Below are 23,407 nucleotides of genomic sequence, written 5' to 3' on the forward strand. Positions count from 1 at the left end.
GTGCTATCCCCCAAAATCCTATTCATCGCCCAGGGCCACGGTGGCCCTGCGCTCGATCCATCCGCTTGCGCCGTCCGATTCGAGCTCCACGAGCTCGATCCGGTCCTCGAACACGCCGGTCACCCGACCATCGCTCTGCCCCATGTAGTTGCCGACCGTGACGCGGTGGATCACGCGATCCGGATCCATCACCAGCGCCAGCAGGCTGTCGCCCTCGCCGAGCGTGCCGACCATGTCCAGGCCGTCGAGCGGGAAGGCTTCGAGCGGTTCCTTGCGGCGCTCGGGGTCCGGACGCAGCGACGAACCGGCCTGCGTTTCCTGCTCTTCCGTCGGCATGCTGAACGGGTCGCGCAGGTCCTGCGCGGCGTACTCGAACGTTTCGAACTGCTTCATCACCGGCAGCGGCTCGAGCGGCAACGGCGGCTCGGCCTTCTTGTCCGCCACCCAGCGCTCGAGGTCGGCGCGCCCGGACGAGCATCCGGCGAGCACCAGCAGCGCGAGAACGGTGGCGATGCTGCGCATGGGGGTCTTCACGCGTGTCGATTCCTGCTTCACCGAGCCCGACATGTCAGCGCCTCCCTGCCGGTTTGGCGGCCGCTTCGGCGGCGGCCGCGGCGGCGGCCTGCTCTTCCTCGTCGAGGTAGCGATACGTCTTGACCGTGCCTTCGAGCACCAGCGCGCCGTTCGGCACGATGGCCGCGTCGGCGCCCGTGCCCTGCTGGCGCGGTTTGAGCGAGATGTCGTGCATCGTCATGATCACCACGCGCGGCAGCGAAGCCACGCCGCTGACGAAGGCGCCGAACTGGTGGTAGGTGCCCACCATGCGCAGCGAGATCGGCTTCTCGGCGTAGAACTCCTTCTTGATTTCCGGCTGCGGCTGGAACAGCTCGTTCGCGATGCCGCTGGCGAGTGCCGTCTGCGAGATGTCGACGATGAGGTCGGGCATCTCGGTCTTGCTCGGCAGCTGGCGCAGCATCTGCTGCAGCATCAGTTCCATTTCCGCGAGCTGCTGCTTGAGCGGCTCCAGGTTCACCGCGCGCTGCTGCTTCTGTTCGAAGTCGGCCTTGAGCGTGGCCTCGGTGCGCTTGGCGGTCTCCAGCGTGTCCTGCTGGTCCTTGACGAAGAACCACCACGCAAGGAACAGAATCACGATGGCGAGCAGCGCGCAGAAGAAGGCCTTGACCGAGCCCGGCCAACCGCCCGGATTGCTGGTGTCGAGATTGCGCAGATCGAACTTGCTCACGGCGCACCTCCGGCCTGGCTCACGGCATCGGTGCCTTCGACGCCCTCTTCGGTTTCACCCTCGCCCTTGGGACGGATCAGGGTGACCCTGAGCGTGAACGCGTACGGCATCGCCTTTTCCGTGCCCTTGGCCTCGATGATGGAAAGATCCGGCGACCGCATCCATCCGGACCCTTCCAGCGCGCGCATGTACGAGGAGACGCGTGCATTGGACTGCGTCACGCCTTCGAGCGTGAGCACGTCGCCGTTCTGCTTGATCGACGCCAGGCGCACGCCGTCAGGGATGGTGCGCACCAGCTCGTCGAACAGGTGCACCATCAGCGAACGGCTCGCCTGCAGTTGCTCGATCACGGCCTTGCGCGACAGCAGCGCGGCCTTCTTGCGATCGAGCTCCTCGATTTCCTTGATCTTGGTATCGAGCTGGGTGATCTCGTTCTTGAGGTAGTTGTTGCGGCCGTTCTGGTTCTCGATCAGCGAGTCGAAGTACTTGACCACGCCGAACGCGATGAGCAGCGCCGCGAACGCGGTGGCGCCGAGCATCGTGTAGAACTCTTTCTGGCGCTGCTTGCGGCGCTCCAGGCGCCACGGCAATAGATTGATCTTTGCCATCAGTCGAAACTCCGGAGCGCCAGACCGCACGCGATCATCAGCGCGGGGGCATCCTGCGCCAGCGCCTGGGCCTGCACGCGCGAGGACAACGACATGTTGGCGAGCGGGTTGGCGACGATGGTCAGCACGCCGATCTGCTCCTCCACCATTTCCGCGATGCCCGGGATCGATGCGCAACCGCCGGCCAGCACGATCTGGTCGACGCGGTTGAATTCCGAGCCCGCGTAGAAAAACTGCAGCAGACGGCTGACCTGCTGGACCATCGCTTCCTTGAACGGCTCCAGCACCTCGATCTCGTAGCTTTCGGGCAGCCCGCCCTGGCGCTTGGCCAGACCGGCTTCCTCGTACGAGAGCCCGTAGCGGCGCATGACTTCGTCGGTCAGCTGCTTGCCGCCGAAAACCTGCTCGCGGGTGTAGATGCTGCGCTGGCTGCGCAGCACGTTGAGCGTGGTCATGGTGGCGCCGACGTCGACGAGCGCGACGAGGGCATCCTTCGGCACCGACAGCTGGTCGGCGATGAGGCGGAAGGCGTTCTCCATCGCGAAGGCCTCGACGTCCATCACCTTCGCCTGCAGGCCGCCGAGTTCGAGCGCGGACTGGCGCACCTCGACGTTCTCGCTGCGCGACGCGGCGAGCAGCACCTGCACCATTTCCGGATTGTCCTTGACCGGGCCGAGCACCTCGAAATCGAGCGAGACTTCCTCGATCGGATACGGGATGTACTGCGCGGCCTCGACCTGGATCTGGTCTTCCATGTCGTCGTCGGTGAGGTTGGCCTGCATGGGGATCACCTTGGTGATCACCGCGCTGCCGGCGACGGCCGCCGACGCCTGCCGGACGCGGGAGCCCGAGCGCGACAGCGCGCGCTTGATGGCTTCCCCGACCGCCTCGACCTCGACGATGTTCTTTTCGACCACGGCATTGGGCGGCAGCGGCTCGACCGCGTAGTGCTCGACGCGGTACTTGCCGCCGGCGTGGCTCAGCTGCAGCAGCTTGACGGCCGTGGAACTGATGTCCACGCCGATCACCGGTGCGTTGTTGGTAGCGAACAGCCCCACGGTTTCTCCCCTTCCCACAGGCTCTTACGAGCACTTACTGCGCCGGCACATTAAATAACGATTTTTAACGTTTTGGCAACAGGCGGTTCAACCGCCGCGCCGAACGCCCGAAAAACGCCATGTTCCCGCGCCACTATCCATCCCCATGGACCGACGTTCCCTGTCACCGGCGGTCGCAACATTCTATACTCCTCTTTAACAACTTCTGCAAACCCTTGGGATTCCCCCGAAAATGTCCCGGATCCGCCGTCTCCTGAGACTGGCCGTGGTGCTGTGTGTCCTTGCGTTTGTGCTCGCTGCGGGCGCGCTCGGGGTGCTGTACTGGCTGGTCGCCCCGTCCCTGCCCTCGGTCCAGTCGCTGCGCGACGTCCAGTTCCAGCTGCCGCTCAGTGTGTACGCGGCCGATGGCAAGCTGATTGCGCAGTTCGGCGAGACGCGTCGCACCCCGGTGGACATCGAGGACGTGCCGCTGCCGGTGAAGCAGGCCTTCATCGCGATCGAGGACGCACGCTTCTACGACCATCCGGGCGTCGACTACCGCGGCGTGCTGCGTGCCTTCTGGCTGCTGGCCACCACCAGCGACCGGCGCGTGCCGGGCGGCTCGACGATCACCCAGCAGGTGGCGCGGATGTTCTTCCTGAGCTCCGAGTACAGCTACTCGCGCAAGTTCTCGGAGATGCTGCTGGCGCTGAAGATGGAGCGGGAGCTGTCGAAGGACGAGATCCTCGAGCTCTACCTCAACAAGAGTTTTTTCGGCAACCGCGCCTACGGCGTGGTGGCGGCGGCGGAGTTCTACTACGGCAAGTCGCTGGAGGAACTGAGCCTGGCCGAGGCGGCGATGCTGGCGTCGATTCCGAAGTTCCCGTCCAGCGGCAACCCCATCATCAATCCCGAGCGCGCCCTGGTGCGGCGCAACTACGTGTTGCAGCGCATGCAGGAGGTGGGCTTCATTCCCGCCGACGCGTTGCGCACGGCGCAGGCCGAACCCAACCATGCCTTCCCGCACGAGCCGCCGGTGGAGCTGGAGGCGAGCTACGTCGCCGAGATGGTGCGCCAGGCCGCCGTCGACCGCTACGGCGCCGACGCGCTGACCGGCGGCTACCGCGTCACCACCACGCTCGACAGCCGCGCGCAGGAAGGCGCGAACGGCGCGATCCGCGGCGCCCTGCTCGCCTACGACCGCCGCCACGGCTGGCGCGGCGCCGAAGGTCACGTCGATCTCGCGCAGGGCGCCACGCCGGCCGACTGGCAGCAGGCGCTGCGCGACTACCGCGCCCTCGCCGGGCTGCAGCCGGCCCTCGTCACCGAGGTCGGCGACGACGCCGCGACGCTGTTCCTCGCCGACGGCCAGAGCGCCACGCAGACGCTCGATCACATGAAGTGGGCCGCGGCGTACGTCAGCGCGGATCGTCGCGGCGCCGCGCCGCGCAAGGTGTCCGACGTGCTCAAGACCGGCGACATCGTGCGCCTGACGCGCGATGCCGAGGGCGAGTGGACGCTGGCGCAGATCCCGCAGGCGCAGGGCGCACTGGTCGCGCTTTCGCCCGAGGACGGCGCACTGGTCGCGCTCGCCGGCGGCTTCAGCTTCGGGCTCAACAAGTTCAACCGCGCCACCCAGTCGCTGCGCCAGCCGGGGTCGAGCTTCAAGCCGTTCGTCTATGCGGCGGCGTTCGAGCGCGGCTTCAATCCGGCGTCGATCGTGCTCGATGCCCCGGTGGTGTTCCACGACCGCAGCACCGGCAAGTCGTGGCGTCCGTCGAACGACAACGACACCTTCATCGGCCCGATGCGGCTGCGCGAGGCCATGGTCACCTCGCGCAACCTCGTTTCGGTGCGCATCCTCGATGCCATCGGGGTGAGCTATGCACGGCGCTACATCCAGGGCTTCGGATTCACGCCCGAGAGCCTGCCGGAGAACCTGTCGCTGGCGCTGGGCACCAGTTCGATTCCGCCGCTGGCGCTCGCGCGCGGCTACACGGTGTTCTCGAACGGCGGCTTTCTCGTCGATCCGTATTTCATCGCGCGCATCGTCGATCGCAACGGCGTGGTCGTGATGCAGGAGCACCCGCTGCGCGCGTGCCGCCACTGCCCCGAACGCCTGGTGCGCGAAGCCGCGAGCAACATCGCCTCGTCCGGCGGATTCGACCTGAGCTCCGGTGGCGGCACCGCGCCCCGCCACAGCGACGAGATGGGGCCGTCCGACGTATTCCTCGCCCCGCGCGCCGTCGACGAACGCACCACGTTCCTGATCGAATCGCTGCTGCGCGACGTGGTCAAGCGCGGCACCGGCCGCGGCGCGCTGGTGCTCGAACGCGGCGATCTCGGCGGCAAGACCGGCAGTACCAACGATCACCGCGACGCCTGGTTCTCGGGCTTCGGCGGCAACCTCACCGTGAGTGCCTGGGTCGGCATGGACGACTTCAGCACGCTCGGCAACGGCGAGTTCGGCGGCAAGGCGGCCTTGCCGATGTGGGTGGACTTCATGCGGGTGGCGCTCGAGGGCGTGCCGGAGCCGGCGATCGACATGCCCAACGGCATCGTGACCGCGCTGATCCATCCGGGCAGCGGCCTGCTCGCCGCGCCCGGCGCACCCGGGGCGATGTCCGAGCTGCTCAAGATCGAGGACGTGCAGCGACTGGAATCGCGCATGGCCGAGGACGACAGCAGCTTGACCGAGCAGGAAGCGTTCGACATCTTCTGAACGCGGCGCGCGCAGCCGCTTCCCTCGTCGCACGGATCGAGTAAGCTCGAAGCGCCGCCGCGTCAGGCGGCACGTTTCGACCCAGCGCGATCCGCAGGAGGAGACGATGCGCCACGCCGCCGAGCACGCCCGCACCCGCACGCGGGAACGCCGCCACCGCCTCGCCGTCGAGGCCGCGCGTCTGATCGCCGAACACGGCGTGCGCGACTACCATCAGGCCAAGCTCAAGGCCGCCGCGCGCCTGGGCGAGAACGACGACCACGACCTGCCGCGCAACCATGAAGTGGAAGCGGCGCTGCGCGAGTACCAGCGTCTGTTCCGCGGCGACCAGCAACCGCAGCAGCTGCGTCACCGGCGCGACGCGGCGCTGGAGGCGATGCGATTCCTGGCCAGGTTCGAACCGCGCCTGGTCGGCGCCGTGCTCGACGGCACCGCCGACGAACACACCGCCATCTGCCTACACGTGCACGCGGACACGGTGGAACAGGTGCTCGTCTTCCTCGCCGACAACGCCATCCCGTTCGATCAGCGCGCGCGGCAGGTCCGGCTGGATCGCACGCGGGTCGAGGAATTCCCGGTGCTGCTGTTCTCGGCCGACGGGCTTGCCTTCGATCTCACCGTGCTCACGCGCGAGCAGTTGCGGCAGGCACCGCTGGACCGCAGCGGCGAGCATGCGATGCAGCGCGCCTCGCTGGCGATGCTGGAGAGGCGGTTGCTCGAGGAAGAGATCGACGCGTTCGACGGCTTGCCGCCGATACCACCGATGCGGACCTGAGCCGGGACCGCGCGCAGTTCGGCACGGACTGCACTTGGCGTGCACATGAAAACGCCCCGGCATAGCGGGGCGTTTTTCGTGCGGAGCGCCGACGGGTGCAGACTCAGCGCTTGTCCATCGCCACGTAATCACGTTCGGTCGCGCCGGTGTAGACCTGGCGCGGACGGCCGATCTTCTGGTCCGGATCGACCTGCTGCTCCAGCCAGTGCGCGACCCAGCCCGCGGTGCGCGCCAGCGCGAACATCACGGTGAACATCTCGGTCGGGATCTTCAGCGCCTTGTAGATGATGCCCGAGTAGAAATCGACGTTCGGATAGAGCTTGCGCTGCACGAAGTAGTCGTCCTTGAGCGCGGCTTCTTCGAGCTTCAGCGCCACTTCGAGCAGCGGATCGTCCACGCCGAGCTCGCCCAGCACCTTGTGCGTCATCTCCCGGATGATCTTGGCGCGCGGGTCGAAGTTCTTGTACACGCGGTGGCCGAAACCCATCAGGCGGAAGCCCGAGTTCTTGTCCTTGGCGCGCGCGACGGCGGATTCGACGTTGTTGGCCGTGCCGATCTCCTGCAGCATTTCCAGCACGGCCTCGTTCGCGCCGCCGTGCGCCGGGCCCCACAGCGCGGCGATGCCGGCCGCGACGCAGGCATACGGATTCGCGCCGGTGGAACCGACCAGGCGCACCGTCGAGGTGGATGCGTTCTGCTCGTGGTCGGCATGCAGGATGAAGAGCAGGTCGAGCGCCTTGGCGACCACCGGATTGAGCTCCAGCGGCTCGCTCGGCACCTCGAACATCATGTGCAGGAAGCGGGTGACGTATTCGAGGTTGTTGCGCGGGTACCGGATCGGCCAGCCGATCGAGTAGCGGTAGGCAGCCGATGCCAGCGTCGGCACCTTCGCGATCAGGCGGATGGCGGCGAGGCGGCGTTGCGCCGGGTCGGCCATGTCGAGCGAGTCGTGGTAGAACGCCGACAGCGAAGCGACCGAGCCGCACAGCATCGCCATCGGATGCGCGTCGTGACGGAAGCCGTTGAGGAAGCTCTTGAGCGCCTCGTGCATCATCGTGTGATGCGTGACCTCGTCGGTGAAGGATTCGAATTCCTTCGCCGTGGGCAGCTCGCCGTTGATCAGCAGGTAGGCCACCTCGAGGAAGCTGGATTTCGCCGCCAGCTGTTCGATCGGGTAGCCGCGGTAGAGCAGGACGCCAGCGTCGCCGTCGATGTAGGTGATCGCGCTGCGGCAGCTGGCGGTGGAGACGAAACCGGGGTCGAAGGTGAAGTACCCGGTGTCCTTGTGCAGCTTGCCGATGTCGACGGCCGGGGCGCCGAGCGAACCGCGCACGAGCGGCAGGTTCGAGGTCTTGTCTTGCGAGGAATCGGTCAGTACGACGCCAGTGCTGTCGGACACGGAATACTCCTTGGCTCGGATGCGGAGGAACGCCGGATCCGGACGCGGAGACGTCGACCCGGCGGTGGCGGGTCGACGCGGATGCTGATCACACGCGACGGCCGAAGCCCGAACGCGAAATTATCGCACAGCAGCAAATCGCACAGCAAAACGCCGCCCACGAGGTGGACGGCGTTGCGCTGAAGCGATGCGGCAGTGCGGCGGAGTGGCCCTGGCGCGCAGACGCGCCGGGGCTCCAACAGCGTGAGCAAGAGCGCTGACGTCCTCCACTTCCGCTTTCGACACGTTCCCCCGCGGTGCGGGCGAAACGAACAGCGGAGCGGCGTCGACCGGATCAGCCGATCGACGCAGGCGCCTCGGTCAGGCCAGCTTGATCAGGCCGGCTTGCCGAAACGGCGACGGAACTTGTCGATGCGACCGCCCGAATCCATCACCTTGTGCTTGCCGGTGTAGAACGGGTGCGAGTGCGAGCTCACTTCCACCTTGATCAGCGGGTAGGTTTCGCCGTCTTCCCACTTGATCGTTTCCTTGCTCGAGAGCGTGGAACGGGTGAGGAACGAGAAGTCCGAGGACAGGTCCTGGAACACCACGGCGTTGTACTTGGGATGGATGTCGGCTTTCATGATCTCGGGTCCGGGGCCGGCACACGGGCCGGCGGGGCAAGAGCGGCATGATAACCGCGGCACGCCCGGGGGTGCAAGCCGCGCCCCGGGCGGCGCCGCCGGCCGGGCCGGCGCTGAACCGCCCGCGGCACCGCCGTACGCGGCGGTCGCCGGCGCGGTTACCCTGTGCGGCGCCGCGCGCCGCGCCAGTGGATCTGCCGATGAAGCATCCCATCGTGTTCCTGCTCCTTCTCTTGCTGGCGCCGCCTGCGGCCGCGGCGCAGGACGCCGCGCCGCCCTCGCTGCAGGGCGCGATCGAACGCGCCCGCGACGCGCTCGACGCCGGCACCCCGGACGACGCGGCGCGCGCGCTGCTCGATCAGGCCACGGCGAACGACCGCGACGCGGACCGCCTGCTGGCGGAGGCGCGCGCGCTCACCGCATCGATCGCCGCCGACACGCGCGAGGTCACCCGCATCGAACGGGCGCTGCGCGCCGATCCCAACGACACCTACCGCAGCTGGCATCTGGACGTGGAGTCCGACGCCGGCCCCGCGGCGCTCAACGCGCGCCTGGACGCGCTGCGCATCAGCGCGGCGGCGAGCAACGCGGCGCTGGCCGAAACCGGCGCCACGCTGGCTGAACTGGACGCGCGCCCGGCGGCGATCGCGCAGGCGCTGGACGCCGCGCGGCGCCGCATCGAGGAGTTGCAGGGCCAGGCCAGCGACACCGCATCCGAGGCCACGCCGGCAGGCATCGCGGCGCGTGCCGCCGTGCGCCAGGCCCGCGCCGAGATCGCGATGCTCGAAGCCGAGCAGGCGCGCATGCCGAGCTACCGTCGCCTGCTGGACGTGCGGCAGCAACAGCAGCAGCGCGAGACCGAACTGCAGCGCCGCCAGAGCGACGTGCTCGAAGCGCTGCTGGCCGAAGGCACCGACGCCGAACTCGATGCGCTGGAGCAGCGCCTGGTCGAACAGGCGGCCGCCGTCGGCGAAGGCGATGCGATCACGCGGGCGGAAGCGGAGCGCAACCTGGAGCTGGGCCGCGATCTGCTGCGCATCGAGCGCGAACAGCGCCGTACCAACGATGCACTGCGGGAGGCGCAGCGGCGCCAGGGCGAGGTGTCCGATTCGCTGCGCAACACCGAAGCGCGGCTCAAGCTCGGCAGCGCGGACGAGGCCGTCGGCCTGATTCTGCTCAATCAGTCGCGTCGCCTCGAAGATCCGGCCGATGTCGCGCTGCAGCTCGATGCCGCGCGCCGCCAGCTGGCACAGAGCCAGCTGCGCGTGATCGATCTGGACGAACAGGCAGCGGCGCTGGCCTCGCCGCAGGCCTCCGCGAACGAGGCCCTGCAACGCGACGACAACGAGGAGATCGGCCTGGAACAGACCGCGCAACGCACCGCGCTGGTCGAAGCCTTCGCCACGCGCGCGGAGCTTGTCGAACGCCAGCGCATCGCGCAACGCAAGCTGTCGGACGCGCTGGTCGAGCTGGAAAAGGCACTCTCGCAGCAGCTGGACGTGACGCGCGCGCTGTCGGACATCCTCAGGCGCGAGCTGTTGTGGTTCCCGAGCCACGAACCGGTGAGCACCGCGTGGGCCGCGCGCCAGATCGCGGCGTGGGCGGACCTGTTCAAGCCGTCGCGGTACGTGACATCGATGCGCCTGGTGGGCGAGGCGATGCAGCAGCAATGGATGCTGGTCGCGCTCGCGCTGCTGCTGTTCGTGGTGCTGCTGCGGCTCGCGCATCGCGTGCCCTCGCAGCTGGAGCAGCTGGCGCAGCCGCTGCTGCGCGTGCGCACCGATGCGTACCGCTACACCGCCCGCGCGCTCGTGCTCACGCTGCTCGCGGCGGCACCGTGGCCGCTGCTGCTCGCCACCGTCGGCTGGCTGCTGCAGCACGCGGGCCAGGCCGGCAAGTTCAGCGATTCGCTCGGCCGCGCGTTCGCCTACGCCGCCGGCGCGCTGTATCTCTACCTGTCGCTGGCGTGGCTCAGCCGCGAACACGGACTCGGGCACAAGCATTTCCGCTGGACGCGCGCGCGCCGCGATGCGCTGCGCGCGGCCGTGCCCTGGCTGTGCGCCGGCCTGCTGCCTCTGCAGTTCCTGCTCGCGCTGGCCTTCGTGCGCGGGCAGGAGCCGGCGGTGGACGCGGCTGCGCGCCTGATGCTGATCGCGGCCTGCGGCATCTGCGGCTGGGTCGGCTGGCGTGTGCTTGCGCCCGGCGCGGTCTGGACCTCGCGCGGCAGCGTCGACATCGAGCCCGTGCGCATCCGCAAGCTGCTGCGATTCGCCGTGGTGGCGGGGTTCGCGACGATCGTGGTGCTGGCGCTGACCGGCTACGTGCTCAACGCCGGCATCCTGCTGGCGAGCGTGTGGCGCAGCGCCGCCGTCCTGACCACGGCCATCGTGCTGCACGGCCTGATCTCGCGCTGGTTCCTGCTGGGCGAGCGTCACCTCGCGCTCAAGCGCCTGGAACTGCGACGCGAGGCCGAGATCGAGGCGGCACGAGCCGAGGCGGCAAAAGCAGGTACGGCAGCATCCGACAGCACGCCTGCCGCGTCCGACGCCGGCAGCACGCCGGCCGCCGATCCGGAAGCCGAGCTGCTGACGCTCGAAAGCGTCAACGTGCAGACCCGCCGCCTGCTGCGCGCACTGATCATCGTCCTGCTGCTGCTCGGCCTGCTGTGGGTGTGGGCACCGGTGCTGCCGGCGCTGGAGCGGCTGGACAGCGTCGAGGTCTGGAAGGTGTCCGGCACCAACGACGAAGGCAATCCGATCCAGGTGCCGATCTCGCTCGGCTCGCTGCTGTTCGGCCTGCTCGCGCTCGCGCTCACCTTCATCGCGGCACGCAACCTGCCGGGTCTGGTCGAGCTCGGCCTGCATTCGCGCACGCATCTGGACGCGGCGACGCGCTACGCGTTCACCAGCGTGTGCCGCTACGTCATCGTGATCGGCGGCATGATCTTCGGCCTGTCGCTGATCGGCGTGCGCTGGGAACAGCTGCAGTGGCTGGCTGCGGCGCTGACGGTGGGACTGGGCTTCGGCCTGCAGGAAATCTTCGCGAATTTCGTGTCGGGCCTGATCATCCTGTTCGAACGGCCGTTCCGCGTCGGCGACACCATCACCATCGGCGAAGTGGAAGGCACGGTGACCAAGATCCGCACGCGTGCGACCACGCTGCTCGACGGCGACAACCGCGAGGTGGTGGTGCCGAACAAGATGTTCATCACCTCGCGCTTCGTCAACTGGACCCTGAGCGACACCGTCACGCGCGTGGTGTTCAAGCTGGGTCTGGCGCAGGACAGCGACCCGGTGCAGGTGCGCGACATGCTGCTCGACCTTGCCCGCAGCACGCCGCTGGTGATCGACAATCCGCCGCCCACGTGCTGGTTCCTGCAGATCAGCGGCGGCACCTACGATTTCGAACTGCGCGTGCACGTGGCCGAGCTGCTGCACCGCAATCGCGTGCGCGACGACCTGAACCGGCGCATCGCCGAGGCGATGAAGCAGCACGACATCGCCACCGGGCGCGCGGGCACGATGAACATCAATCTGCTGCGGGCGGATGCGGACGCGGTGCAGCCGCAGGGGTAGTGCGCTCCTTCTTGCAACCCGACGTGCAGCGACGGCGCTCGCTTCCTTCTCCCGTCGGGAGAAGGTGGTCCGGCAGGACCGGATGAGGGCGCCACCTCGCAAGATCTGCGCGCCTTTGCCCGAAGCCGAGCTGAAACCGTTCGCTCGCGTGCAAGACCTCGCAGATCACGTGACGTGGCGCCCTCATCTGCCTGCCGGCATCTTCTCCCGGCGGGAGAAGGGATTCAGGCCTGCGCGTCTGCGCACATCAGGGCCGCGTGTTCCCGCATACCGAGCGACTACGCGTTTCTGACGCCGAGCGCCGCGCGGATCATGGTTTCGAACCGCGCGCGATCGTAGTGCGTGACGATGGTGGCGTTCGCCGCGCGCTCGCTGCGGCGATCCCAGTCGATCACCGTTGCGCCGCGGGTGAGCACGCCGTCGAGCTCGACGAAGGCCGCGCGTTCGTGCCGTTCGACGACACCGTCGGGTTCGAGCACCGCCGCCATCGCCAGCCCGTCCGCCGAATGCCACTGCTCGCCGCGGCGCGCGGCGGACCACGCGCGCGTCTGGCGCGAGATGCCGTCGTAGAAGCGTGCCCTCGGATCGTCACCCGCCACCCACGCATCGAACGTGTCGTGCGCGATGCCGTGCCGCAGCGTCGCTTCCCAGTCGACCAGCTCGAATGCAGGCCACGCCTCGAACACGATGCGTGCGGCTTCCGGATCGAAGCCGATGTTGAATTCGACCGGGATGCGCGTGTTGCCGCGCCCGGTCACCGCGCCGCCCATGATGACCAGCCGCTTGACGCGCGACGGCAGCGACGGATCCAGCCGCAGCGCGAGCGCGAGGTTGGTCAGCGGGCCGAGCATCACGAAGGTGAGCGCGCCGGGCGCCTCGCGGCTGAGCCGAAGCATCGCGAGCGCGGCGTGCTCGTCGTGCGGCGCGCGTGCCGCCGGCGTGTAACCGGTGTCGCCGAAGCCATCGCGGCCATGCACGTACGAGGCGTCCTCGGCCGCGTGCACCAGCGGCGTGGTACAGCCGGCGAACACCGGCGCGTCGATCCCGGCAACCTCGCACAGCTTCAGCGCGTTGGCCACCGTGTGGACCAGCCCGACATTGCCTGCGGCGATGGTCAGTGCCTCGATGCGGGCGTCGGGATGCGCATGCGCCATGAGGATGGCGAGCGCGTCGTCGACGCCGGGGTCGGTGTCGATCAGGAGGCGGTGCTGCGGCATGGAGATCCTCGTGGGCGCTGTGCGCTTGTGGTGCGGCCGCGCAGTTTACGGCGCGTGGAGCCGCGAGGGGCGAGCTGACGCGTGATCGCTGCCGATCGAGCCCCTCCCGCTTGCCGATGGGACAAAGACGCGGAGCGCGCGCGACGATACGCGCGGCATCCGTGCACGATCTCGGCTGGCTTTAGACTTCCTCGCCATGCACGCCGCTGCGCCCCTCGCTGACGCCTCCGGAACGCGCGACGACAACTTCCTCGCCCTGCGCCATCTTGCCGCCGTGCTGGTGATCTACGGCCACAGCTACGCACTGGCGTTCAATCCGCGCGGGGATGCCGACGTCATCGCCCGCACCATGCCCGGTTTCCACGCCGGCAATCTCGCCGTGCACCTGTTCTTCGCCATCAGCGGTTATCTCGTCACGCTCAGCCTGTTGCGCCATCCGGGCGTGCTGCGTTACACGCGCCATCGCGTGCTGCGGGTGTATCCGGCGTATTTCGTTTGCCTGCTGCTGTGCGTGTTTGCGCTGGGACCTGCATTCACGTCGCTGCCGCTCGGAACGTACCTGGGCGCTGCCGGCACGTGGGACTACCTGGGTCAGAACCTGCTTCCGATCACGTTCGCCTGGTCGCTGCCGGGCGTGTTCGAGCACAACCCGATCCCGCACACGGTCAACGGCACGCTGTGGTCGCTGGGTCTGGAGGTGCGCTGGTACTTCTATCTCGGCGTGCTGGCCGCGTTGGGGGTCGTGCGGCGACGGTGGGCGTTTACGCTCTTGGCCGGCGCGGTGCTCGCGCTCGGTGCGTGGGAATGGTGGAGCGGCAAACCCGATCCGCTCGGGTACCGTGCGCTGTCGCAGATATTCCTGCTCGCCGCGCTCGCGGCGCATTGGCGCGAGGCGATCGCGTGTTCGCATCGCGCGATGGCGGTGCTTGTGCTGCTTGCGGTCCTGCTGCACGGCACGCGCGGCTTCGGACCGGCGGTGATGCTCGCGGCGCTGCATTTCTGCCTGTGGTTCGCGTACCGGCTGCCGCCGCTGCGCTGGCCGCGCACGGCCGACTGGTCGTACGGACTCTTCCTCTACGGGTTTCCTGTGCAGCAGATGCTGATGGCGTGGATACCGACGCTGTCGCCGCCTGTGTTGTTTGTCGCAGCCACGGTCGTCACGCTGCCGCTGGCGATGCTGTCGTGGCGCTGGGTCGAACGCCCGGCACTGCGGCTCAAGCGCAACGGCAATCCCGCGCGCGCACCCGAGCCCGCCGTGTGAGCGTCACGCACTGGCAAACCGTGCCGCGCTGCCGACCCAGCGTGCAATCAGCGCGTCCGCCAGCGCCGGCGAATCCGTCATGATCCGGTCGGCCAGCGCCTGCACCGACGGCAGCAGCGGCGCGTCGCGCACGAGGTCGGCGATGCGGAATGTCGCAAGCCCGGTCTGGCGCGTGCCGAGCAGTTCGCCCGGGCCGCGCAGTTCGAGATCCTTTTCCGCGATGCGGAACCCGTCGGTGGTTTCGCGCATCACCGCGAGTCGCTCGCGCGCGAGCTGCGAGAGGGGCGTCTGGTACATCAGCACGCAGCTCGACGCCGTGGCGCCGCGTCCGACGCGCCCGCGCAGCTGGTGCAGCTGCGCAAGACCCAGGCGCTCGGCGTTTTCGATCAGCATCATGCTGGCGTTCGGCACGTCCACGCCCACTTCGATGACCGTGGTCGCCACCAGCAGGTGGATCTCGCCGCGCTTGAACGCGGTCATCGTCGACTGTTTTTCGGCCGGCTTCATGCGGCCGTGGATGAGTCCCACGCGCAGTTCCGGCAGTTGCCGCGAGAGCTGTTCGAACGTGGTCTGCGCGGCCTGCGCCTCGATGCGCGCGCCGGCGCCGGGCCGGTCGCTCTCCTCGCTCTGCTCGATCAGCGTGTTGACCCAGTAGGCCTGGCGACCCTCGGCACACGCGGCGCGGATGCGTGCGACGACCTCGTCGCGGCGCTGGGTGTTGATCGCGACGGTCTGGATCGGCGTGCGGCCGGGCGGGAGCTCGTCGATGGCCGAGACGTCGAGATCGGCGTACGCGGTCATCGCGAGCGTGCGCGGGATCGGCGTTGCGGTCATCACGAGCTGGTGCGGCACCTTGCTGCCTTCCTGGCCCTTGTCGCGCAGCGCAAGGCGCTGGTGCACGCCGAAGCGATGCTGCTCGTCGACGATCACCAGCGCAAGGTTGCGGAACGCGACGCCGTCCTGCACCAGCGCGTGCGTGCCCACCACCACCGCGGCGCCGCCGGCGATGCGCGCAAGCGCGTCGCTGCGCGCGCGCCCCTTCACCTTGCCGGCAAGCCACACCACCTCGATGCGCAGCGGTTCGAGCCACGCGCGGAACGCGTTGAGATGCTGCTCGGCCAGCAGTTCGGTCGGTGCCATCAGCGCGACCTGCGCGCCGCATTCCACCGCCGCCAGGGCCGCGAGCGCGGCGACGACGGTCTTGCCCGAGCCGACGTCGCCCTGCACCAGGCGCAGCATCGGTTGGGCTTGCGCGAGATCGGCGCGGATCGTGTCGAGCACGCGCCGCTGCGCGCCGGTGAGGCGGAACGGCAGCGATTTTTCCAGCATGGCGGCGAGGCGCCCGCGTGGCCTGAGCGGCTGCGCGCCGTTGCGCTTGAGCGCAAGCCGCTGCCGCCGCAGGCTGAGCTGGTGCGCGAGCAATTCTTCCAGCGCGAGCCGTCGCTGGGCGGGATGGCGGCCTTCGCGCAGCGCCGCGATGTCGGCGTCCGGCGGCGGGCGGTGCAGCACGAGGAGCGCCTCGCGCCACTCGGGCAGGTCGAACTCTTCGCGCATTGCCGCAGGAAGCAGTTCGAGCGCATCGTTCGGCGGCAGCCGCTGCAGGGCGGCATCGATAAGTCGCGCGAGCGTCGCGGCACCGAGGCCTTCGACGGCCGGATAGACCGGATCGAGCGAGGCGCTCAGCGCGGCATCGGTGTCGTCGTCGAGCAGGCGGTAACTCGGATGCACGATTTCCAGGCCATGCTGCCCCGGCCGCGGTTCGCCGAAGCAGCGCACGCGCTTGCCGACCCGGAACGACGCCGCCTGCGCCGCACGGAAATGAAAAAAACGCAGCACCAGGGTCGACTGCGAGTCGTCGCCGATGGCAACGCGCAGCATCGGGCGGTAGCGGAACCCGCGCTCGACCGCCTCCACGCGCCCCTCGACCTGGGCCGGCATGCCCGGCAGCAGCTGCCGGATCGGCGTCAGCGTAGTGCGGTCCTCGTAGCGCAGCGGCAGGTGCAGCCACAGATCCTGCAGGGTGCGCAGGCCGTGCGCGGCGAGTTTCTCCGCGAGCTGCGGCCCGACACCGCGCAGCGTGGCGACGCTGGCGTCGCCTGCCGATGGCTGCGGACCGGACACGACACGGCGCGGCGCGGGCGGCATTCAGCCCAGCACGAGGACCGCGTCCACTTCCACCTGCGCCCCGCGCGGCAGCGCCGAGACCTGCACGGTGGAACGCGCGGGATACGGCGGCGTGAAGTATTCGGCCATCACCGCGTTGACGGCGGCGAAATCGCCCAGATCGGTGAGAAAGATGCCGATCCGCGCGATCTGCGCGAGCGAACCGCCGGACGCCTCGCACACGGCCGTGAGGTTGTCGAACACGCGGCGCGTCTGCGCGGCGATGTCGCCGTCGACGAGCTGCATCGTGGCCGGATCGAGCGGGATCTGGCCGCTGAGGTAGACGGTGTTGTCGATGCGCACGGCCTGCGAGTACGGGCCGATGGCGGCAGGTGCGGTGTCGGTGTGGATCGGGGTGCGGGACATGGGCCGGTTGCGGAGAGGGCGGTCCACACATCGTAGAGGCTTGTGCGCGTTGCTGGGAATATCGTGCGGATGCGTCTGGATCGGCGCGCTCGCTGTTCCTTCTCCCATCGGGAGAAGGTGCCCGGCAGGGCGGATGAGGGCGCCACGCCGGGGCTCCCGCAGAACTCCCGGCGAAGCGCGATGAAGAATCTCCTTCGACAACTGCCTCGGCGCATCCGCAACGTGGCTCCCTCATCCGCCTTCGGCACCTTCTCCCGATGGGAGAAGGAAGCTCGGCTTGGAGAAATCGACCGGCGCAATGAAATTTTTTTCTTCGACAACTGCCTTGGCGTCCACAACGTGGCGCCTTCATCCGCCTTCGGCACCTTCTCCCGGTGGGAGAAGGAAGAGGTACAGCGGCGTTCTCGCGAGGCGAAGGACGCTAGAGCCGCTGCACGCCGACGACCACGCCGAGCCGGCGCACGCGCCGGATGACATCGGCCAGATGCTTGCGGTGCTTGACCTCGATGCTGAAGTGCATCACCGCCATGCGCAGGTCGCGCTCCTGATACTCGACGTTGTCGATGTTCGAGTGCGCCTCGGCGATGGCAGCCGCCACCTGCGCCAGCACGCCGGGCTTGTTTTCCACTTCCACGCGCAGCCCGGCGCGGTAGTCGCCCTGCACTTCGCGGTCCCACGCGATCGGCACCCAGCGCTCGGGCGATTTGCGCAGCTCCGGCACGTTCGGGCATTCGAGCCGATGCACCACGATGCCCTTGCCCGACGAGAGGAATCCCATGATCTCGTCGCCGGGAATCGGGTGGCAGCAGTTGGCGAACGACAGCACGCCGCGCTCGGCGCCGGTGACGAGGATCTTCTCGGCGCTGGCGACGGCCGCCGGCAGCGCCGGATCGGCATCGGCGGCATCGGCATCGCGCGACAGCGCCTGCGCCACCGTCTGGGCCATGCGGTTGCCGAGCGCGATTTCCGACAGCAGGTCCTCGAGGCGGCGCAGGCGGTTGTCCGCGAGGTAGGCCTCCAGCCGCGCCGGCGGCACGCGGTCGAGCGAGTTGTCGAGCGCCTCCAGCGCGCGGTCGAGCATGCGGTGGCCGAGCTCGATCGCGTCCTCGTGCTGCAGATGCTTGAGGAAGTGCCGCACCGCGGTGCGCGCGCGGCCCGACACCACCCATTCGAGCCAGCTCGGATTGGGCGTGGCCGACGGCGCGGTGATGATTTCCACCGTCTGTCCGCTCTGCAGGCGCGTGCGCAGCGGCACGAGCTTCTTGTCCACGCGTGCGGCGACGGCGTGGTCGCCCACGTCGGTGTGCACGGCGTAGGCGTAGTCGAGCACGGTGGCGTTGCGCGGCAGCGAGAGGATGTCGCCCTTGGGCGAGAACAGATACACCTCGTCCGGGAACAGGTCCACCTTCACGTTGTCGAGGAATTCCAGCGACGATCCGGCCGCCTGCTGCGATTCGAGCAACCCCGACAGCCACGCGTGCGCGCGTGTCTGCGCGCTATTGGTGGCGACGCCGGCTTTCTTGTAGAGCCAGTGCGCGGCGATGCCGCGCTCGGCCACGAGATCCATCTCGTCGGTGCGGATCTGCACTTCGATCGGCGAACCGAACGGGCTGAACAGCAGCGTGTGCAGCGACTGGTAGCCGTTCGCCTTCGGGATGGCGATGAAATCGCGGAAGCGCGCATCGAGCGGCTTGTAGAGCGAATGCACGGCGCCGAGCGCGTGGTAGCACTGCATCACGCTGCCCACCACCACGCGGAAGCCGAACACGTCCATCACCTGGTCGAAGCTTTTATGCTCGCTCTCCATCTTCTGGTAGATGCTGTACGGCGACTTGACGCGCCCCACCAGACGATGCGTGAGGCCCTCGTGCGTGAGCTTCTGCGCGATCGCCGCCTCGATCCGCGCCATCGATTCGCGCCGCAGCACCGGCTGCGACTGGATGCGTCTGGAAATGATGCGGTAGCGGTTGGGATGCAGCGCGCGGAATCCGAGGTCCTGCAGCTCGGACTTGAAGCGGTTCATGCCCAGGCGCTGCGCGATCGGTGCGTAGATGTCGAGCGTTTCGCGCGCGATGCGGCGGCGCGCGTCCGGCGCCATCGAATCGAGCGTGCGCATGTTGTGCAGGCGGTCGGCGAGCTTGATCAGGATCACGCGCAGGTCGCGCGCCATCGCCATCAGCATCTTGCGGAAGCTCTCGGCGGCGGCTTCCTGGCGATCGCGGAAGCGGATCCGGTCGAGCTTGGTGACGCCGTCGACGAGTTCGGCCACCGCCTCGCCGAAGTCCTCGGCGATGCGTTCGCGTGCGATGGGCGTGTCTTCGAGCACGTCGTGCAGGATGGCCGCGCAGAGGGTTTCGGCGTCCATGCCCAGGTCGGCGAGGATGCCGGCCACGGCCACCGGATGGGTGATGTAGGCCTCGCCGGACTTGCGCGTCTGGCCGTCGTGCGCCGCGGCGCCCAGCCGGTAGGCGCGCCGCACCTGCGCCACCTGCTCGGGCGGCAGGTAGCCCGCAAGACGCTGCTCTAGCTGCGCGACCTGCTCCGGGCACGGATCGGGGGCCAGGGTCGGCGATGTCGTCAGGACGGGCGTGAGGTGGGACATGCTCCGCAGCGTACGCAGGCGGGGCGGGTTGGGCAATTGCGAGGCTCGGGGCTCGGTGCCGTTTTGCTCGACGGACACTGGCACGCCCTTCCCTCATCCGCCTGCCGGCACCTTCTCCCGGTGGGAGAAGGATCGCCTCGTTGATGCTCCTGCCGGAGTCGTTCAAGCATCCTATGTCCCAAATGACTCGTCAGAGCCGGTTGCGTTGGGCCGACGCGTCCGTGAGACGGCGGATAGCAGTAGCGCTCAACGGATGGGATCCTTCTCCCACCGGGAGAAGGTGCCGGCAGGCGGATGAGGGAAAAGCCTGTTGCGCGCGCGGCGCGCAGAACCCAGGGCCGGAAACAAAAAACGCACCCGAAGGTGCGTTTTTCACAGATCGATGCAGCGCAACCTCAGAGGTCGTCGCCACCCTTGGACAGGTCGTCGTCGACTTCCGCGGCGGCCCATTCCAGCGCCTCGCGCTCGGCGCGTTCGCGCTCGATGCGCTCCACTTCGTCGATCAGGGTCTGGTCGACGCGGCGCGCGGCGATTTCGCGCAGCGCCAGCACCGTGGGCTTGTCCTCGTTGTCGTCGTCGTCGAGCGCGGTCTGCGCGCCCTTGGACAGCTGGCGGGCACGCTTGGAGGCCATCAGCACGAGTTCGAAACGGTTGTCGACGACTGCCAGGCAGTCTTCTACGGTGACGCGAGCCATGGAATACCTCGGCCGGGAGCCGGTGATGACGAATCGGAACCGCGTATGTTAGCCATTCCGGCCTGCCTTGGCAATCCGCTCCCCTACGCCAGCAAGGCCTCCAGCAGCCCGGCATGCCGCGTCACCTGCACCTGCCGCCGCAGCCGCTGGGCACGGACGATGGCGCACAGGTCGCGCAGCGCGCGGTCGAAGCTGTCGTTGATCACGAGGAAGTCGAATTCCGGTGCGTGCGCGATTTCCTCGCGCGAATCGGCGAGCCGGCGCAGGATGGTGTCTTCCGAATCCAGCGCCCGCCCGCGCAGCCGGCGTTCGAGTTCCTCGCGCGATGGCGGCAGGATGAAGATGGTCACGCAGTCCGGCACCTTGTGCCGCACCTGGCGCGCGCCCTGCCAGTCGATTTCCAGCAGCACGTCGCGTCCGGCGGCAAGGAACGGTTCCACCGACTGCCGCGCCGTGCCCTTGTAGTCGCCGTGCACCAGCGCGTGTTCGAAGAAGTCGTCGGCCGCGATCATGGCGCGGAACTCGTCCTGCGAGACGAAGTGGTAGTGCTGGGCGTGGCGTTCGGTGGGACGCGGCGCGCGCGAGGTGAACGAGATCGACAGCGAGATGTCCGGCTCCTGCGCCAGCACCGCGTTGACCAGCGAGCTCTTGCCCGCGCCCGACGGCGCCGCCACCACGAACAGCGTGCCGCGCTCGACATGGCCTGTGAGCAGGTCGCTCATTCGAGGTTCTGCACCTGTTCGCGCATCTGTTCGATCAGCACCTTGAGCTCGATCGCGGCCTGGCTGGTGCGGGTGTCGAACGATTTGGAGCCGAGCGTGTTGGCCTCGCGGTTGAATTCCTGCATGAGGAAATCCAGGCGCCGGCCGACGGCCTCCTTCAATCCGAGCACGCGCCGGGCCTCGGACACGTGCGCGGTCAGGCGGTCGAGTTCCTCGTCCACGTCCAGCTTCTGCATCCACAGCACCAGCTCCTGCTCCAGCCGGCCCGGATCCAGCGGCTGCTTGAGCTCGGCGAGCCTGGCTTCGAACTTGGCGCGCAGGTTGGCGCGGATCTCGGGCAGCCACTCGCGCACCTGCACGCAGATCGCGGCGATGCCGTCGAGGCGTTCGCGCAGCAGGTCGGCGAGTTTGGCGCCCTCGCGCTCGCGCGAGCGGCCGAATTCGGCAATGACCTCGTCCACCAGCAGCAGGCATTCGGCGTGCAGGCCGGCGGTGTCGAGCTCGTCCTGCTCGACCACGCCCGGATAGCGCAGCAGATCGGTGAATTCGGTGCGCAGGCCGGGGAACTTGCCCGCCGTTTCCAGCGCGAGCAGGCCGAGTTTTTCGAGGAAGGCGGTGTTGATGCGCAGTTCCGCCGGCGCCGCGGCGGTATCGGCGCGGTAACGCAGTCCCAGTTCGAGCTTGCCGCGCGATGCCTTCGCCGCAACGCGCTCGCGCACGGCCGGTTCCAGCGCACGCAGTTCCTCCGGCGCGCGGATGCCCAGCTCCAGGTAACGGTGGTTCACCGCGCGCAGTTCGCACGCGAGGGTGCCCCAGCGGGTCTGGCGTTCGCCCGAGGCGAAGCCGGTCATGCTGCGGATCATGCGGGGCTGCTCATCGTGCGGACGCCGTGTGTTGCGGGAGCGAATGGTAAACTCATCGACCGCTTTTCCCAACCGAAGACCCTCCATGACCCCACGCCCCAGCGGCCGCGCGCCCGACGAACTTCGCCAGGTGCGGATCGAACGCGGCTTCACCCGCCATGCCGAGGGCTCGGTGCTGGTGTCCTTCGGCGAGACCCGCGTGTTGTGCACCGCGAGCGTCGAGAACCGCGTGCCGCCGTTCCTGCGCGGCAAGAACGAGGGCTGGGTCACGGCGGAATACGGCATGCTGCCGCGCGCCACCAACACGCGAAATTCGAGAGAGGCGGCCAGCGGCAAGCAGGGCGGGCGCACGGTGGAGATCCAGCGCCTGATCGGGCGCAGCCTGCGCGCGTGCATCGATCGCGGCGCGCTCGGCGAGCGCACCGTCACGCTCGATTGCGACGTGCTGCAGGCCGACGGCGGCACGCGCACGGCGGCGATCACCGGTGCGTACGTGGCGCTGGTCGATGCGATGGACTGGCTGCGCCGCCGCGGCGAGATTTCGCGCGATCCGGTGTTCGGCGCGGTGGCGGCGGTGTCGGTGGGCGTGTTCGGCGGCGTGCCGGTTCTCGACCTGGACTATGCCGAAGACGCGAAGTGCGACACCGACATGAACGTGGTCATGAATGACGGTGGCGGCTTCATCGAGCTGCAGGGCACCGCCGAAGGCCACGCCTTCCGCCGCGACGAGCTCGATGCGCTGCTGGCGCTCGCGTCCAAGGGCGTGACCGAACTCTTCGCCGCCCAGCGCGCGGCGCTCGGGCGCTGAGCGCGCCACGATGACGCTGGTGCTTGCGAGCAGCAACGCGGGCAAGCTCGCGGAGTTCCGCAGCCTGCTCGACGGCACCGGCATCCAGGCCGTGCCGCAGACCGAGTTCGGCATCGTCGACGCCGACGAAACCGGTCTCACCTTCATCGAGAACGCACTGCTCAAGGCGCGGCACGCGTCGGCGGCCACCGGGCTGCCGGCGCTGGCGGACGATTCGGGCCTGTGCGTGGACGCACTCGACGGTGCGCCCGGCCTGTATTCGGCGCGGTACGCCGGCGGCCACGGCGATGCAGCGGCCAACATCGCAAAACTGCTGCACGCACTGCGCGACGTGCCGACCGCGCGCCGCACCGCACATTTCCACTGCGTGCTGGCGCTGGTGCGGCGGCCGGACGACCCCGCACCCATCGTCTGCGAAGGCCTGTGGCGCGGCAGCATCCTCGACGCGCCGCGCGGCGCGCACGGATTCGGTTACGACCCCGTGTTCCTCGATCCGCTGCTCGGCCTGAGCGCAGCCGAAGTGGATCCGGCCACCAAGCACCGCGTGAGTCACCGCGGCCAGGCCATGCACGCGCTGCGGCAGCGCCTGGCCGCAGGCATGCCGGGCTACTGACGGCGCACGTTGCCGCAGCACGCCACCGGCAAGCACGGCCGCGCACTCGAGCGGCTGCCGCGGAGGCACGGACACAGGTTGCCGGGTTGACCGGACCGACGCATCGGCACGCACG

At 68.7% G+C, this 23,407-nt stretch carries 18 protein-coding genes and 1 pseudogene; 6 read left to right on the plus strand and 13 right to left on the minus strand.

Translation table 11 applies throughout. From position 1 onward, the window contains the following. Positions 1–18: 18 nt before the first annotated feature. The 4 genes and pseudogenes from HNQ52_RS14285 to HNQ52_RS14300 all read right to left on the minus strand — a co-directional run bounded on the left by HNQ52_RS14285 (position 19) and on the right by HNQ52_RS14300 (position 2,909). Entirely contained in the window at positions 19–567 is a 549-nt protein-coding gene (locus HNQ52_RS14285; protein WP_246387852.1) for a pilus assembly protein PilP, read from the minus strand. Position 568: 1 nt separating this feature from the next. Continuing rightward, positions 569–1,228, minus strand: a complete 660-nt coding sequence (locus tag HNQ52_RS14290; protein ID WP_221282107.1) for a type IV pilus inner membrane component PilO — start codon at positions 1,226–1,228, stop codon at positions 569–571. Then, positions 1,147–1,851, minus strand: a pseudogene (locus HNQ52_RS14295) (PilN domain-containing protein). Before HNQ52_RS14295 ends, HNQ52_RS14290 begins: the two are co-directional and overlap by 82 nt. Beyond that, a complete protein-coding gene (locus tag HNQ52_RS14300) occupies positions 1,851–2,909 on the minus strand; it encodes a type IV pilus assembly protein PilM (RefSeq protein WP_183961846.1) in 1,059 nt (352 codons plus the stop codon). Before HNQ52_RS14300 ends, HNQ52_RS14295 begins: the two are co-directional and overlap by 1 nt. 232 nt (positions 2,910–3,141) lie before the next feature. On the opposite strand from HNQ52_RS14300, the gene HNQ52_RS14305 reads away from it, so the two are divergent. Together HNQ52_RS14305 and HNQ52_RS14310 are read left to right on the plus strand one after the other, a co-directional pair. Beyond that, positions 3,142–5,610: a penicillin-binding protein 1A gene (locus tag HNQ52_RS14305; protein WP_183961847.1), complete on the plus strand. Its 2,469-nt coding sequence runs from the start codon at positions 3,142–3,144 to the stop codon at positions 5,608–5,610. Positions 5,611–5,716: 106 nt separating this feature from the next. Continuing rightward, positions 5,717–6,385: a hypothetical protein gene (locus tag HNQ52_RS14310; RefSeq protein WP_183961848.1), complete on the plus strand. Its 669-nt coding sequence runs from the start codon at positions 5,717–5,719 to the stop codon at positions 6,383–6,385. 103 nt (positions 6,386–6,488) lie between these two features. Here the strand turns inward: HNQ52_RS14310 and HNQ52_RS14315 are convergent, their stop codons facing one another. Both HNQ52_RS14315 and HNQ52_RS14320 read right to left on the minus strand, forming a co-directional pair. Then, the gene (locus tag HNQ52_RS14315; RefSeq protein WP_183961849.1) at positions 6,489–7,784 is read right to left on the minus strand and encodes a citrate synthase; all 1,296 of its coding nucleotides are present in this window, start codon (positions 7,782–7,784) and stop codon (positions 6,489–6,491) included. 374 nt (positions 7,785–8,158) lie between these two features. Next, positions 8,159–8,407: a type B 50S ribosomal protein L31 gene (locus tag HNQ52_RS14320; protein WP_183961850.1), complete on the minus strand. Its 249-nt coding sequence runs from the start codon at positions 8,405–8,407 to the stop codon at positions 8,159–8,161. 200 nt (positions 8,408–8,607) lie between these two features. On the opposite strand from HNQ52_RS14320, the gene HNQ52_RS14325 reads away from it, so the two are divergent. After that, the gene (locus tag HNQ52_RS14325) at positions 8,608–11,982 is read left to right on the plus strand and encodes a mechanosensitive ion channel domain-containing protein (RefSeq protein ID WP_183961851.1); all 3,375 of its coding nucleotides are present in this window, start codon (positions 8,608–8,610) and stop codon (positions 11,980–11,982) included. A gap of 278 nt (positions 11,983–12,260) precedes the next feature. On the opposite strand, the gene HNQ52_RS14330 is transcribed toward HNQ52_RS14325, so the two are convergent. Further along, entirely contained in the window at positions 12,261–13,199 is a 939-nt protein-coding gene (locus tag HNQ52_RS14330; RefSeq protein ID WP_183961852.1) for a nucleoside hydrolase, read from the minus strand. A 196-nt stretch (positions 13,200–13,395) separates the two neighbouring features. Here HNQ52_RS14330 and HNQ52_RS14335 point away from each other — a divergent pair, with 196 nt between their 5' ends. Beyond that, complete coding sequence (locus HNQ52_RS14335) at positions 13,396–14,460, plus strand: acyltransferase family protein (RefSeq protein WP_183961853.1); 1,065 nt, start codon at positions 13,396–13,398, stop codon at positions 14,458–14,460. Between the two features lie 3 nt (positions 14,461–14,463). Here the strand turns inward: HNQ52_RS14335 and recG are convergent, their stop codons facing one another. From recG to HNQ52_RS14365, 6 genes are all read right to left on the minus strand, one after another. After that, a complete protein-coding gene (gene recG, locus HNQ52_RS14340) occupies positions 14,464–16,605 on the minus strand; it encodes an ATP-dependent DNA helicase RecG (protein WP_183961854.1) in 2,142 nt (713 codons plus the stop codon). Next, positions 16,606–16,989: a RidA family protein gene (locus tag HNQ52_RS14345; RefSeq protein ID WP_183961855.1), complete on the minus strand. Its 384-nt coding sequence runs from the start codon at positions 16,987–16,989 to the stop codon at positions 16,606–16,608. It abuts the gene before it with no gap. Between the two features lie 421 nt (positions 16,990–17,410). Next, positions 17,411–19,591: a RelA/SpoT family protein gene (locus HNQ52_RS14350; protein WP_183961856.1), complete on the minus strand. Its 2,181-nt coding sequence runs from the start codon at positions 19,589–19,591 to the stop codon at positions 17,411–17,413. Positions 19,592–19,986: 395 nt separating this feature from the next. Beyond that, the gene (gene rpoZ, locus HNQ52_RS14355; protein ID WP_183961857.1) at positions 19,987–20,286 is read right to left on the minus strand and encodes a DNA-directed RNA polymerase subunit omega; all 300 of its coding nucleotides are present in this window, start codon (positions 20,284–20,286) and stop codon (positions 19,987–19,989) included. Positions 20,287–20,369: 83 nt separating this feature from the next. Then, the gene (gmk, locus tag HNQ52_RS14360; RefSeq protein ID WP_183961858.1) at positions 20,370–21,008 is read right to left on the minus strand and encodes a guanylate kinase; all 639 of its coding nucleotides are present in this window, start codon (positions 21,006–21,008) and stop codon (positions 20,370–20,372) included. Next, a complete protein-coding gene (locus tag HNQ52_RS14365; protein ID WP_183961859.1) occupies positions 21,005–21,871 on the minus strand; it encodes a YicC/YloC family endoribonuclease in 867 nt (288 codons plus the stop codon). Before HNQ52_RS14365 ends, gmk begins: the two co-directional genes overlap by 4 nt. 85 nt (positions 21,872–21,956) lie before the next feature. Between HNQ52_RS14365 and rph the strand changes: the two genes are divergently transcribed. Beyond that, entirely contained in the window at positions 21,957–22,679 is a 723-nt protein-coding gene (gene rph / locus HNQ52_RS14370) for a ribonuclease PH (RefSeq protein ID WP_183961860.1), read from the plus strand. 10 nt (positions 22,680–22,689) lie between these two features. Then, complete coding sequence (gene rdgB, locus HNQ52_RS14375; RefSeq protein ID WP_183961861.1) at positions 22,690–23,292, plus strand: RdgB/HAM1 family non-canonical purine NTP pyrophosphatase; 603 nt, start codon at positions 22,690–22,692, stop codon at positions 23,290–23,292. Positions 23,293–23,407 lie beyond the last annotated feature (115 nt).

The organism is Chiayiivirga flava, from assembly GCF_014202825.1.
Taxonomy (GTDB): domain Bacteria; phylum Pseudomonadota; class Gammaproteobacteria; order Xanthomonadales; family Xanthomonadaceae; genus Chiayiivirga; species Chiayiivirga flava.

Excerpts from the sequence above, each read along its gene's own strand:
- HNQ52_RS14285 (WP_246387852.1), bottom strand. The coding sequence starts at position 567 with ATGTCGGGCTCGGTGAAGCAGGAATCGACACGCGTGAAGACCCCCATG.
- HNQ52_RS14345 (WP_183961855.1), bottom strand. The coding sequence starts at position 16,989 with ATGTCCCGCACCCCGATCCACACCGACACCGCACCTGCCGCCATCGGC.
- gmk (WP_183961858.1), bottom strand. The coding sequence starts at position 21,008 with ATGAGCGACCTGCTCACAGGCCATGTCGAGCGCGGCACGCTGTTCGTG.
- HNQ52_RS14325 (WP_183961851.1), top strand. The coding sequence starts at position 8,608 with ATGAAGCATCCCATCGTGTTCCTGCTCCTTCTCTTGCTGGCGCCGCCT.
- HNQ52_RS14320 (WP_183961850.1), bottom strand. The coding sequence starts at position 8,407 with ATGAAAGCCGACATCCATCCCAAGTACAACGCCGTGGTGTTCCAGGAC.
- HNQ52_RS14330 (WP_183961852.1), bottom strand. The coding sequence starts at position 13,199 with ATGCCGCAGCACCGCCTCCTGATCGACACCGACCCCGGCGTCGACGAC.
- rdgB (WP_183961861.1), top strand. The coding sequence starts at position 22,690 with ATGACGCTGGTGCTTGCGAGCAGCAACGCGGGCAAGCTCGCGGAGTTC.
- rph (WP_183961860.1), top strand. The coding sequence starts at position 21,957 with ATGACCCCACGCCCCAGCGGCCGCGCGCCCGACGAACTTCGCCAGGTG.
- recG (WP_183961854.1), bottom strand. The coding sequence starts at position 16,605 with ATGCCGCCCGCGCCGCGCCGTGTCGTGTCCGGTCCGCAGCCATCGGCA.
- HNQ52_RS14365 (WP_183961859.1), bottom strand. The coding sequence starts at position 21,871 with ATGATCCGCAGCATGACCGGCTTCGCCTCGGGCGAACGCCAGACCCGC.
- rpoZ (WP_183961857.1), bottom strand. The coding sequence starts at position 20,286 with ATGGCTCGCGTCACCGTAGAAGACTGCCTGGCAGTCGTCGACAACCGT.
- HNQ52_RS14350 (WP_183961856.1), bottom strand. The coding sequence starts at position 19,591 with ATGTCCCACCTCACGCCCGTCCTGACGACATCGCCGACCCTGGCCCCC.
- HNQ52_RS14335 (WP_183961853.1), top strand. The coding sequence starts at position 13,396 with ATGCACGCCGCTGCGCCCCTCGCTGACGCCTCCGGAACGCGCGACGAC.
- HNQ52_RS14305 (WP_183961847.1), top strand. The coding sequence starts at position 3,142 with ATGTCCCGGATCCGCCGTCTCCTGAGACTGGCCGTGGTGCTGTGTGTC.
- HNQ52_RS14310 (WP_183961848.1), top strand. The coding sequence starts at position 5,717 with ATGCGCCACGCCGCCGAGCACGCCCGCACCCGCACGCGGGAACGCCGC.